11 protein-coding genes and 1 tRNA gene are annotated in these 12,283 nt (G+C 46.2%); 5 read left to right on the forward strand and 7 right to left on the reverse strand.

What is annotated here, in order from left to right; genetic code table 11:
- Positions 1 to 470: 470 nt before the first annotated feature.
- Complete coding sequence (locus NE536_RS21600) at positions 471 to 2,441, forward strand: RNA-binding domain-containing protein (protein WP_261273974.1); 1,971 nt, start codon at positions 471 to 473, stop codon at positions 2,439 to 2,441.
- Positions 2,442 to 2,553: 112 nt separating this feature from the next.
- On the opposite strand, the gene NE536_RS21605 is transcribed toward NE536_RS21600, so the two are convergent.
- The 4 genes from NE536_RS21605 to NE536_RS21620 all read right to left on the reverse strand — a co-directional run bounded on the left by NE536_RS21605 (position 2,554) and on the right by NE536_RS21620 (position 6,160).
- Positions 2,554 to 3,738, reverse strand: coding sequence for a BaiN/RdsA family NAD(P)/FAD-dependent oxidoreductase (locus NE536_RS21605; protein WP_261273975.1), 1,185 nt, complete (start codon positions 3,736 to 3,738; stop codon positions 2,554 to 2,556).
- A gap of 185 nt (positions 3,739 to 3,923) precedes the next feature.
- Positions 3,924 to 4,940 carry an NAD(P)H-dependent glycerol-3-phosphate dehydrogenase gene (gene gpsA / locus NE536_RS21610; RefSeq protein WP_261273976.1) on the reverse strand — a complete coding sequence of 339 codons (1,017 nt, stop codon included), beginning with the start codon at positions 4,938 to 4,940 and terminating at the stop codon, positions 3,924 to 3,926.
- A gap of 4 nt (positions 4,941 to 4,944) precedes the next feature.
- Positions 4,945 to 5,430, reverse strand: coding sequence for a protein-export chaperone SecB (gene secB / locus NE536_RS21615; protein WP_006083777.1), 486 nt, complete (start codon positions 5,428 to 5,430; stop codon positions 4,945 to 4,947).
- A gap of 295 nt (positions 5,431 to 5,725) precedes the next feature.
- Positions 5,726 to 6,160: a rhodanese-like domain-containing protein gene (locus NE536_RS21620; protein ID WP_259574724.1), complete on the reverse strand. Its 435-nt coding sequence runs from the start codon at positions 6,158 to 6,160 to the stop codon at positions 5,726 to 5,728.
- Between the two features lie 267 nt (positions 6,161 to 6,427).
- Here NE536_RS21620 and gpmM point away from each other — a divergent pair, with 267 nt between their 5' ends.
- Genes gpmM through NE536_RS21640 form a run of 4 tightly spaced genes read left to right on the forward strand, consistent with a single transcriptional unit; the run spans position 6,428 to position 11,125 of the window.
- On the forward strand, positions 6,428 to 7,972 hold the full coding sequence (gene gpmM / locus NE536_RS21625) for a 2,3-bisphosphoglycerate-independent phosphoglycerate mutase (RefSeq protein WP_261273977.1): 1,545 nt from the start codon (positions 6,428 to 6,430) through the stop codon (positions 7,970 to 7,972).
- Between the two features lie 10 nt (positions 7,973 to 7,982).
- Positions 7,983 to 9,119: a murein hydrolase activator EnvC family protein gene (locus NE536_RS21630; protein WP_014357870.1), complete on the forward strand. Its 1,137-nt coding sequence runs from the start codon at positions 7,983 to 7,985 to the stop codon at positions 9,117 to 9,119.
- A gap of 32 nt (positions 9,120 to 9,151) precedes the next feature.
- Positions 9,152 to 10,357: a S41 family peptidase gene (locus NE536_RS21635; RefSeq protein WP_261273978.1), complete on the forward strand. Its 1,206-nt coding sequence runs from the start codon at positions 9,152 to 9,154 to the stop codon at positions 10,355 to 10,357.
- A gap of 12 nt (positions 10,358 to 10,369) precedes the next feature.
- Positions 10,370 to 11,125 (forward strand): divergent polysaccharide deacetylase family protein, encoded by a 756-nt coding sequence (locus NE536_RS21640; protein ID WP_261273979.1) that lies wholly within the window; start codon positions 10,370 to 10,372, stop codon positions 11,123 to 11,125.
- Here NE536_RS21640 and NE536_RS21645 read toward each other — a convergent pair.
- The 3 genes from NE536_RS21645 to NE536_RS21655 form a co-directional block, all read right to left on the reverse strand.
- Complete coding sequence (locus NE536_RS21645) at positions 11,100 to 11,555, reverse strand: Rrf2 family transcriptional regulator (protein ID WP_006083784.1); 456 nt, start codon at positions 11,553 to 11,555, stop codon at positions 11,100 to 11,102. The two genes, NE536_RS21640 and NE536_RS21645, sit on opposite strands and share 26 nt — an antisense overlap.
- A 22-nt stretch (positions 11,556 to 11,577) precedes the next feature.
- Complete coding sequence (locus NE536_RS21650) at positions 11,578 to 11,832, reverse strand: YkgJ family cysteine cluster protein (RefSeq protein ID WP_006083785.1); 255 nt, start codon at positions 11,830 to 11,832, stop codon at positions 11,578 to 11,580.
- A 341-nt stretch (positions 11,833 to 12,173) separates the two neighbouring features.
- Positions 12,174 to 12,250, reverse strand: a tRNA-Asp gene (locus tag NE536_RS21655).
- Positions 12,251 to 12,283: the final 33 nt, after the last annotated feature.

The raw sequence follows: 12,283 nt of genomic DNA on the forward strand, positions 1-12,283 counted from the left end.
TATATCTCAGAATTCCCCAACTGAGTCATTCTTTCTAAGCCACCCATTGTGATCACCTTGAAAAACGACGAAAGCACTCCCGCCATATATCTAAACATCTGATGGCATAAGCTATCCATTGAATATCCACTTCAACCTTTATCCGCTATAGTGGATGTTGCATAATATTCCATTGACCAAACTCCAGCTAACTCATTGCCAATGAATAAAAAACTCACCTTCGTTCTATCAAAGTTCGACTTTTAGACCTTAGCAGAAATACGCTTGGTGATAGCACGAAAGATACTGTAGGTTATATTCCATACTATCAGTGGCTTTTTTTATTTGTAGCAGTTAAACCTATTAGTAGAACAAAAAAGCTAAGGTTTGAATGAAGACTGTTGCTAATTAAGCAAGAACTTTGAGTTGATCAATAACTGAAGCTAATAAGTATGTTCATTAACTAAAAAGTCGGGTGGTAAGCGATAGATATGTTTCAAATACAGGATTTAGTCGACCTTCAAGCCTTATCAGAGTCAGCGGAGTTGGAATTTAAATTGGCTCAAGGACAGGATGGTAAAGGTAAATTACCTGATGATTTTTGGCCAACTTACAGCGCAATGGCCAATTCTCGTGGTGGCTATGTTGTTCTCGGTGTGCGTGAGAAAAAAGGACAACTGACATTAGCTGGGATTGAAGATATAGAGATTGTTCACAAACAATTGTTTGATATCGCAGGAAATAATGCCAAAGTAAACATAAACTTACTGACAAATGATAGTGTTAAAACGGTGAACATTGAAGGAAAATCACTACTAGTTATAGAAATTCCAACAGCTCGTCGTGACCAAAAGCCTATTTATCTGAAAAATCAGCCTATGAAGGAGACTTACACTCGTCTACACGAAGGTGATCACCGCTGTAGTGAAGAGCAGGTTAAGCGGATGATGGCAGAGCAGGTAGAAGATAGCCGAGATGATAAAATTCTCACTGGTTTTGACTTCTCTGATATCGACATGGACAGTCTCAAAGCATACAAGAACTTATTTTCAGTTGCTAAACCGCAACATCCTTGGCTGGAATTAGACCTTTTTGAACTGTTTAAAAAGCTGGGTGGATGGAGAAAAGATCGTCAGACTAGCGTTGAAGGTATAACGTTAGCTGGAGTATTGATGTTCGGTACTTGGGATGCCATTCAAGACGCTGTTCCGAATTATTTTGTTGACTATCGTGAACGAGATGAAGCCAGTGTTGAGCGTTGGGTGGACCGCCTTTACCCTGATGGATCTTGGTCTGGAAACGTGTTTGATTTCTATCGTCGTACATACCGGAAATTGGTCACGGACTTAAAAGTACCATTTGAACTTCAAAATGGTATTCGCTTGGATGATTCAAAAGCCCACGAAGCTATTCGTGAAGCATTAGTGAATACGCTTGTTCATGCAGATTACACAGGACGAAGCTCAATCCTTATCGTAAAGCGGCCTGATTTATTTGGTTTTCGCAACCCAGGGTTGATGCGTGTCCCCCCAGAAATAGCAGTAAAAGGTGGTGAAAGCGATTGTAGAAACCGCAGGATGCATCAAATGTTTCTGATGATTGGTGCGGGAGAGCGTGCTGGTTCAGGAATTCCCAAAATATATAGTGGATGGGAATGGGCAAAGTGGCGAACCCCGAAGTTGTACGAAAAATATGAACCGTCAGAGCAAACCCTCTTAGAGTTATCAACCGCAAGCCTTATCCCAGAAGAAGTAACTCAGTTGTTAGCGGTTAAGTTTGGCAACACCACCTTTTATTCACTCAACGAACTTGAGCAGATGATTGTTGTAACCGCAGCAATTGAAGGCTGGGTAAACCACGAACGAGCTTGTCAGCTAACCAGCAAGCATTCTCGTGATGTTACGCTGGCTTTACCTCGACTAGTCGATAAGGGCTTTCTTGTCGCAAGTGGAAAGAAAAGAGATAAGTCATACAGCTTACCAGGAATGGAGTTGCCATCCCCAGAGGAAGTTTTTTCTAATGCGTTAACTCCTATAAATAACTTAACGCATAACGCCAGAAGCTTAACGCATAGCATTGGTAACTTAACGCATAACAACAGTAATGCTATTGACTCGAACGAAACTAGAGATGATAAAGGCAGGTTTATCAGCTCTTTAATTGACAAACCGTTTGTCGATAGCCTTGATGTGTTAAGCGAATCATTTCGACAAGAACTTAACGCTTTAGCTGCTCCTGCAAGAGAACAGCGTCGATTAGATACAGTTACGATGAAGTCACTGATTTCTGGCCTCTGCCAAGAACATTATATCTCTGTTTCTGTTTTGGAAATGATATTAGATCGTAAGCCTCAGAGCTTACGACAAAATTACTTGAAGCCTATGATTTCAGAAGGGTTGCTAAAAATGGCGTTTCCTCATAAGCCTAATTCACCAAAGCAGGGGTATACCACGGCGGACTAATTTTACGTTAGGAATCGACTTCTAGTATAAGTAGGCTTATATCTCTAACATCAATAGGCGGAATTACAACTAAGTAAATCTACTTTGTCTTCGTTCTAATTCCCTACTTAAACTACACCGCTTGTCCTGCGGCGACGCCGGATGCCCAGGCCCATTGAAAATTAAACCCGCCTAACCAACCACTTACGTCCATGACTTCGCCGATAAAGTAGAGACCTGCGACTTTGCTGGCCTCCATGGTTTTGGATGACAACTCATTACTATCAATACCACCTAAGGTCACTTCGGCGGTGCGGTAGCCTTCGGTGCCATTCATCAATAATGTCCAACGGTGGATATCATCGACTAATTTTGCGCGTTCGGCGTGAACTAGTTGATTTAAGGCTTTGTTCAACAGGGCCTCATCGAATAGCACTTCAACCAGCCGTTTAGGCAACCATTGACTGAGGGTATTGCGCAGGCTTTGTTTTGGATGCGCGGTGAGCTGTTGCTCTAGCAATTGCGCCAAATCCATATTCGGCAAGAGATCGATTTCTATGGTTTCGCCTGCTTTCCAATAGTTGGAAATTTGCAAAATTGCAGGGCCGGATAAGCCGCGGTGGGTAAAGAGTAAGGCTTCGCTAAATGCAGTGCCATCTTTGGCGGTAATGCGGCTCGGCACGGCTATGCCCGACAACGGTTCGAAACGAATTTTATCTTCACTGTGCCAGGTAAACGGCACCAGACCCGCGTGAGTGGGTAATACTTTGAGGCCAAACTGTTCGGCCAGTTGATAACCGTAAGGCGTAGCGCCGAGTTTAGGCATGGATAAACCGCCGGTGGCGATAACCAGTGAGTCACAGCTCAATTCGCCGTTAGAAGTATTGAGCTCAAAGTGCCCTGCCTCGGTCTTTTTAACGGCCAGAATATCGGTGCGCAGCTTAATGGTCACGCCTGCCCATTCACACTCGGTCAATAGCATAGTGACTATCTCTTTAGCCGAGTCATTGCAAAACAGTTGGCCGTGATCGCGCTCGTGGTATTCAATGCCGTGGCGCTCGACCAGTTCAATAAACTGCTGCGACGGATAACGTGCGAGTGCCGACTTAACAAAGTGGGGATTACCACAAAGGAAATTTGCGGGCTCGACTTTCAAGTTGGTGAAGTTACAACGCCCACCACCGCTGATGAGGATTTTACGCCCGGCTTGCTTGGCATTGTCGAGTACGAGAACATCACGGCCTCGGTAACCTGCGGTCGCGGCACACATCAATCCCGCGGCGCCGGCTCCGATAATAATGACATCATGATGTTTCACGCTCTTACTCCACACAGATAAATTGATTGGTATTGGCTGCCAACAGGCAGTTTGCTGACTCACGAACCTTTAGCAAGCAAGTCAGTAACCGCTAAACGGAGCAAAGATAAGCTCAAACGTTAGGCACAAAAAAGGGCGCTATTTTAGCACCCTTTCCTTTATTCAGCATCATCACGGCTCGCGGTTTATTGCGTAGGCGTTTCTGATTTCTTTTCTCTGCTGAGCAATTCTTTCGCGGCGTCGACGGGCGATTTACCTTGGTACAAGACTTGGTAAATCTGCTCAGTGATTGGCATTTCAACCCCAAGGCGTTTCGCAAGCGTAAACACTTCCTTGGTATTGCGATAACCTTCAACCACTTGGCCGATTTCAGCCTGTGCTGTCATCACATCACAGCCTTTACCTAAGGCTAAACCGAAACGACGGTTACGGGATTGGTTGTCGGTACAGGTCAACACTAAGTCGCCTAACCCCGCCATGCCCATAAAGGTGGCCGCATTGGCTCCTAAGGCTTCGCCTAAACGCGTCAATTCGACTAAACCACGGGTAATCAAGGCTGTTCTGGCATTGGCACCAAAGCCGATTCCGTCAGACATGCCCGCACCAATCGCGATCACGTTCTTTACCGCGCCGCCAAGTTGCAGTCCGGTAAAGTCGTCGTTGGCGTAAACCCGCAAACGTTTAGGGCTGTGTAACAGCTCGACGAGATCGTTAGTGAACGTAGGACAAGTGCCCGCGACTGAAATGGCCGTAGGTAAACCCATGGCTAATTCTTTCGCGAAGGTCGGCCCAGATAACACCGCCAGCGGATATTGCTCACCTAACACATCACGGGCCACATCTTGCAGCAAACGTCCGGTTTCAGGCTCGAGCCCTTTCGTTGCCCATACGATGCGCGCATCGCTACGGAGTAACGGTTTAGCTTGCTCAAGCACAGTACCAAACACATGGCTTGGTACTACCACTAACACATTGTTACTGGCAGCTAAGGCTTTGGCTAAATCGGCTTCGATCTGTAAACAATCAGGAAACGCAATACCAGGCAAAAACGCTTGGTTGCACTTGTCTTGAGCGAGCGTTTGCATGTGGACAGGATCGTGCCCCCATAACAAGGTCTTATGACCGTTGCTGGCTAAAGAAATGGCAAGGGCGGTGCCATAAGAGCCCGCCCCTAATACCGTGATATCGGCAGAGTTTCTCATGTAATTAAGCGTTAGCTTCTTCGGCGGCTGGTGCAGTCGCAGCAGCTTGACGTTGTTGCACGTATTGAGCAAACAGCGCGTCGAAGTTAACAGGTGCTAAGTTCAGTTGTGGGAAAGTACCACGACCAACTAAGCTGCCCACGGTTTCGCGAGCATATGGGAATAGGATGTTAGGGCAGTATGCACCTAATGAATGGGCCAGTTGTGGCTCAGTCAGACCAGTGATAGAGAAGATACCGGCTTGTTGTACTTCACATAGGAAAGCGGTATCGCCACCGTTTTGTGCAGTCACAGTTAAAGACAGGACAACTTCATACACATCGTCAGCTAATTTAGCGCTGCGCGTGTCTAAATCTAACTTAACTTCTGGGTTCCATTCTTTTTGGAATACAGCTGGGCTGTTAGGCGTTTCGAAAGACACATCTTTAGTGTAAACACGTTGGATGTTGAATTGTGGGGCTTGTTGTTCGTTGTTTGCTACTTCAGCCATAATTTCCTACCTATCCTATCAATGTTGTATCGGCTTTTCGTTGAAAGCCAATTATTATTTGAAAGCCAATTCATCTTTGAATGTAAATTGGCCCGGGGCTTATGTTACTCAAGGCCTGTATCAGATCTCGGTATCATCCCAACTTTCACCCATATTCGGGTATCGATCGAACCAGTCTAAAAACTTACATTAAGCCCTTAGCGACCGCAGGATCAGTATGCCAAACAATGATGACTTTATTACTGCACTATCCGGTGGATTGAGTGCAGCTTAAATCATAACTGCCGCCGACAACTTATCTTTTGCTTTTTGAAACAGGCATATTTGCTGCCTGCCATTCACCCATACCACCTTTCAAGTTGTACAGGTTTTCAAAACCTTGCTTACTCAAAAGCTGAGCGGCTTGAGACGAGGTCATGCCAGCATTGCATACCAATATAATGGGACTGGCTTTAAACTTTTCAAGGGCAGATATCTGATTATTTTTAATATCTGCTAGCGTAACGTTAATTGCATCAACAATATGCCCCTTGCGGAACTCATCATTAGAGCGCACATCAACGACTTTAGCGTCCTGTCTGTTCACCATAATCGTCAGTTCTTGGTGAGAAATACTTTTGATTTTTGACATGCTCGATTTGATGATACTCGCGACAAGCACAACAAATAATCCCACCCAGGCCAGACTTAACATTGAGTGAGCTTTAAAAAATTCGATATATTCTTGCATGATGATTGCCCGCATAAATGGCGAAAATTCGATAAGGGCACAGAGTATACCGATTGCCTTGGCAGATTGCAGCAGTTTAGTCACAGTTCGAGATCGCACTTTTAGCGCAATTGCCTAGGTGCTTGTTACATGCCAGCCACAGAATCGGACGAATTAGTGATTCGATGACCTTAATCGGGGTAAAGCGCTTTTTCATACCCAGCTAACGTAGTAATATTTGACCAATTTCAGATTTCTATCGCTTCTATAAAACTTAAAGGTATCACTATGACGACAGCTAAACGTCCGCTCGCGTTGTTGATCCTCGATGGCTGGGGCTACCGTGAAAACACGCATAACAATGCGATTTTCCACGCCAATACTCCGGTACTCGACCGTCTCAACGCTCAATATCCCCATAGTTTGATTTCAGGTTCAGGCTTAGATGTAGGCTTACCTGATGGCCAGATGGGAAATTCTGAAGTTGGCCACATTAACTTAGGCTCTGGCCGTGTGGTATATCAAGAACTCACTCGCATCAGTAAAGCCATTGCAGATCATGAGTTTGAACAAAATCCAGCCCTGTGTGATGCGGTAGACTCAGCCATCAAAGCTGGCGGAGCTGTGCACATTATGGGCTTGCTTTCCCCCGGCGGCGTCCACAGCCATGAAGAGCATATCGAAGCTATGTGCCGTATGGCCGTTGCCCGTGGCGCAACTAAGGTTTACTTGCACGCTTTCCTCGACGGCCGCGATACACCACCGCGTAGCGCTAAGGGCAGCTTGAGCCATTTTGATGATCTGTTTACTACATTAGGCCATGGCCGCATCGCCTCGATTATTGGTCGTTACTTTGCAATGGACAGGGATAATCGTTGGGATCGCGTCTCGCAAGCCTACGATTTGATCACCCAAGGCAAGTCAAAATTCCAATACGACAATGCTGTTACTGCATTGGAAGCGGCTTACGAGCGTAACGAGAACGACGAGTTCGTCTCTTCATCGGCGATTACTGATGCAGACGGCCAAGTTGCCACCTTGCAAGATGGCGATGCACTGATATTTATGAACTTCCGTGCTGACCGTGCCCGTCAAATCACCCGTAGCTTTATCAATCCAGATTTCGATGGTTTCGAACGTGCTGTCGTGCCGAAAATGCACTTTGTCACTCTGACTGAGTATGCCGGCGACATCACAGCGCCTATCGCATATCCATCTGAAAACTTGGTGAACACCTTAGGTGAAGTACTGCAAAAACAAGGGCGTACTCAACTACGTATCTCTGAAACTGAGAAATACGCCCATGTGACTTTCTTCTTCAACGGCGGCAAAGAAGAGCCATTCGAAGGTGAAGATCGCATCCTAATCAACTCACCTAAAGTGGCGACTTACGATCTACAGCCTGAGATGAGTTCAACTGAACTCACCGACAAGTTAGTGGCGGCAATTGAGTCGACCAAGTACGACGTGATCATCTGTAACTATCCGAATGGCGACATGGTTGGCCACACGGGTAATTTCGATGCCGCCGTTAAAGCCTGTGAAGCAGTTGACGCTTGTATCGGCCGTGTAGTGGATGCGCTGGCGAAAGTGGGTGGTGAATGCATTATTACCGCCGACCACGGCAACGCCGAGCAAATGACCGACGAAACCACAGGTCAGGCGCACACAGCGCACACCAGTGAACTGGTACCTTTCGTCTTTGTGGGCCGCGATGCGACCATAGATGAAGGTGGTAAACTCAGCGATGTCGCACCGACTATCTTGACCTTGATTGGCGAAGCCATTCCAGCAGAGATGACGGGCAAGCCCTTAATCCACATTAAAGAGTAACCGTTACCTAGTGAGCACTCGACTCCTTGTTGTTAAAGCCAGCATTATTGCTGGCTTTATGATGTTATGTTTCTCGGCAAACGCTTCTGATTTGGAGAAGCGTCAGTCCGAGTTGAAATCAATCCAATCGCAAATAAACCAACAACAAAGCGCGTTAAAAACCACCAGTAAACAAAGAGAAAAATTGCTGTCATTGCTGCGTAGCGATGAAGAAGCGATTGCGTCAGCGGCCAAAAAAGTCAACAGCACCAAAAATAGCTTAGCGCAAATCGATACTAAGCTGACCGAGCTGAAACAACGTCAAGATGAGTTAGAAACGCTAAAAGTGAGTCAGCAACAAACACTGTCGAAACAGCTGTCGAGCGCCTATCTTGCCGGTAATCACGATTACACTAAGATGATGCTCAATCAGCAAAGTCCTGCCACTATCGAGCGTATGTTGGCCTATTACCAATACCTCAATAAAGCGCGGATGAAGTCGATCAACGAATTAAAGCAAACCTTGACCGAGCTAGATGAGATCAAGGTGTCGCAAACGAGTAAGCAAAAACAATTAACTAAACTCGTGGCCGAACAACAGGTCCAAGCCAAACGTTTGAGCCAAGAGCAAGATCAGCGTCAACGGACCATCACAGAGCTGCAACGCACCTTAAATTCTAAGGGCGCAGAGCTGGAACAGTTGCAAATTGAAGAGGCCAGCTTAAAGCGCGTGGTCGAACAAGCGCTACGGGCCATGAAAGACAATCCTTCGATGGAAGGTTTTGGTAAACAAAGTGGCAAACTCAAATGGCCGACGAAAGGTCGCGTCAGTGCCAGCTTTGGCAGCCAACGTTCCGGCCAAGTGGTGTGGAAAGGCACTATGTTATCCGCACCAGAAGGGCAAAATATTCGAGCCGTTTCAGGTGGTAAGGTTATTTATGCCGACTGGTTACGCGGTTTTGGTCTGGTGATGGTTATCGATCATGGCAAAGGTTATATGAGCCTGTACGGCCATGCTCAAACCCTATTAAAAAGCCCTGGCGACATGGTAAAAAGCGGCGAAGCGATAGCTTTAGTCGGACGTTCGGGTGGACAGAGCGAGGCTGGCCTATACTTTGAAATAAGGCACAAGGGGCAAGCCGTCGATCCAGCGAAATACTGTCGCTAATCATAACGGTCCCCTCATCACAGGGGACGGCTATGAAACACATGATCCGCTATATCAGTTGCGTTGGATTAGGCCTGACTTTGGGCCTATCCATCAGCCTCTCTAGTCAAGAGAACGCTAAGTCCTATCGCAGTGATTTTGACTATCCGTTACTGCAAGATGTGCTTGAAACTGTTGAAACTTATTACGTAAAAACCGTTTCGAAAGAAGAGTTAGTAGAAGCGGCAATCAAAGGTATTTTTGAGCACTTAGATCCCTATTCCAGCTTTTTAAATCACCAAGAATTACTCGATCTCAAAGACTCCAATCGCGGCGAATATTTTGGTTTCGGCTTCGAAGTCGCAACCCAAAATGACCACATCAACATCATCGCCCCCTTCGCCCATTCCCCAGCAGAACAAGCGGGAATACGCGCAGGCGACATTATTGTTAAGCTCAACGACACACTGGCGACCGAGACTAACCTCGCCAATATCCTTGCCGAGATAAAAAAACATAGCCTCACCAATCAAAGCATTAAGCTAGTGCTTAAGCACAGCAATGACGATACGACCTTTGAGGTGTCACTCAAGCCGAGCACTATCACTATCGAATCTGTCACCACTCAACTGCTTGATGACAATATTGGTTATGTCAGATTAAGTAGCTTCCAAGAAAACTCGACCGAAGATATGGTGCGCTCACTCAGCCAATGGCAAAACAAACCGCTCGCCGGGCTCATCTTAGATTTACGTAATAATCCCGGCGGCCTGCTCGACCAAGCCGTTAAAATTGCTGACCTTTTCCTCGCCAAGGGCCGAATAGTCTCAACCTCTGGCCGCTTCTTCGATGCCAACTCCGACTACTACGCCTCACCACAAACCATGCTGACTAACGTGCCCATGCTAGTGTTGATCAACAAAGGCTCGGCCTCTGCATCCGAAGTGCTCGCCGCCGCACTGCAAGAAAATGGTCGGGCTAAGCTGTTAGGTGAAACCAGTTTTGGTAAAGGCACAGTACAAAGCCTGATCCCCATCTTAGAAGATGGCAACGCGATAAAACTCACCATTGCTCAGTACAATACCCCCAGAGGTGAAAACATTCACAATATAGGAATCGTCCCAGACATAAAAATTGCCGCAGAAACTGGTTCCGGCGCAGGTAATTTGGCTATAATCGACGCCCTATCCGTCCATGCATCTCTGGCCCAAGATCATCAAGTGACTTCAGCCATTGCATGGATACAGCATCATGACTAATAAGAAGAAACTGTGCGCTTACTTTATTCCTTGGCCCTATTGGCCCTAAGCATTTCTCAAAGTCATGCTGCCCAGATTGCCCTCATTATTGATGACATAGGTTATCGTCATACCGATCAAGCCGTGCTGGCACTGCCCAGCACAGTCACGCTCTCTGTGTTGCCTCATACTCCTCTTGGCGAAGAACTCGCCAATGCTGGCCATAAAAAGGGCCACGAAATCATGCTGCATCTGCCTATGCAAGCACTTAATGGTAAGGCGTTAGGGCTGGGTGGATTGACCAATACTATGACTGAGGCACAAATCCGCGCCAGTGTTGTCGATGCAATTAACAGCGTTCCTTTTGCTAAAGGTGCCAATAACCACATGGGGAGCTTACTGACTCAACTCGATGATCCTATGCTTTGGATTATGGAAACCCTCAAACAAAAGCATCTGTATTTTATCGATAGTATGACAACAAGATTCACTAAGGCGGGAGAGACAGCGGATCAGTTGGGCGTGCCGTTATTAAAACGCCAACTGTTTCTAGACAATGATACCAGTGCTAAAGCACTCGAAAGACAATTTAACTTAATGATAAGTCAGGCACATACTCAAGGTAACCTAGTGGCGATTGCCCATCCTTATCCAGAAACCATGCGCTTCTTAAAGGCCAATCTACAAAGACTAAAAACCGAGGGGATTGATCTAGTACCTGCATCAAGCTTACTCCCCATCGGCATTGCACACAAAAGTGGAACTAATCCAGCTGTAACACTGAGATAGACATGTCAGGCAGCAAGGCAAGTAACTCATCACGATTACTCACAATGTCCAACAGAGTATATTGATCGAGCACATTCAAATACGCTTCAACTGCTTGTGCTAACACGCCTTTCAACTTACAGGCAGGCGTGAATCGGCAGTAAGGTTTGCTGCAATCAATCGGCGCCAACGAGTTCTCTAACACCCGAACTAACTGACCTAAGTTAATCTCACTCGCAGGCTTACCCAAACGGAAACCGCCCATCTTACCGCGAATGGTTTCGAGGTAACCCATCTTGCCTAAATGATGCACTATCTTAGAGACATGATTTGGAGACAGATCAAATACCTGCGTAATTTCAGCAATTCTAAATAAAGTGGTTCTGTCTGGCTGAACCGCCAAATACATCAAGGTACGAACGCCAAAATCGGTATAACGAGTTAACTGCATATTTCACCTGTCAGCGATAAACTTAATGAGAGGTTTGAGCTTCGAGTTGGGTTATCAACCAAAGCGCCTCTTCGTTTGAATGACCACATACATCTTCCGATGCATCGAAATCACTACAAACCGCGGGACGATCGGGCGAGCCGAAGATCAAACATAAATTGGCATCACTCAGCTGCACACAACGCTCACCCGCAGCCTTACCATTTGGCATACCAGGAATACCGCTGCTAATTGAAGGCGCAATACAGCAAGCACCACACCCAAGACGACAATTCATTTTCGTTACTCATGAAAGACATAAGGCATTATACCGTTTAATTTGTCCGAGATCAGTGTCACAGGTCAATACTGCCAAGTCGCGCACAAGCGCAATTCTGTGCGTGAAAGACATAATATTAATAAGCAGGACGAACTTAGACAAAAAGTAGGCTGAGATTTAAATTTACTACGAATGGGTTGCAACCTTTGAAAAGGCTTTCATTCTATGCAGGTAGGAAACGATGAACTTATGAACACGAAGCTAGGCTAGATCCTTGCAAAAGAAGCCGCGACAATAGAAATAGATAAATTCCAGATACGAAAAAGCCCTAACATTGCTGTTAGGGCTTATCGAAATGTTGGCGGAGCGGACGGGACTCGAACCCGCGACCCCCGGCGTGACAGGCCGGTATTCTAACCAACTGAACTACCGCTCCTTTAGTCTAACGTTTGCACGTTAACCTAAATTA

The sequence above is a fragment of the Shewanella septentrionalis genome (assembly GCF_025370265.1).
Taxonomy (GTDB): Bacteria; Pseudomonadota; Gammaproteobacteria; order Enterobacterales; family Shewanellaceae; genus Shewanella; species Shewanella hafniensis.

Coding starts and splice junctions, on each gene's coding strand:
- NE536_RS21600 (WP_261273974.1), top strand. CDS start 471: ATGTTTCAAATACAGGATTTAGTCGACCTTCAAGCCTTATCAGAGTCA.
- gpsA (WP_261273976.1), bottom strand. CDS start 4,940: ATGAGAAACTCTGCCGATATCACGGTATTAGGGGCGGGCTCTTATGGC.
- secB (WP_006083777.1), bottom strand. CDS start 5,430: ATGGCTGAAGTAGCAAACAACGAACAACAAGCCCCACAATTCAACATC.
- NE536_RS21620 (WP_259574724.1), bottom strand. CDS start 6,160: ATGCAAGAATATATCGAATTTTTTAAAGCTCACTCAATGTTAAGTCTG.
- gpmM (WP_261273977.1), top strand. CDS start 6,428: ATGACGACAGCTAAACGTCCGCTCGCGTTGTTGATCCTCGATGGCTGG.
- NE536_RS21635 (WP_261273978.1), top strand. CDS start 9,152: ATGAAACACATGATCCGCTATATCAGTTGCGTTGGATTAGGCCTGACT.
- NE536_RS21645 (WP_006083784.1), bottom strand. CDS start 11,555: ATGCAGTTAACTCGTTATACCGATTTTGGCGTTCGTACCTTGATGTAT.
- NE536_RS21650 (WP_006083785.1), bottom strand. CDS start 11,832: ATGAATTGTCGTCTTGGGTGTGGTGCTTGCTGTATTGCGCCTTCAATT.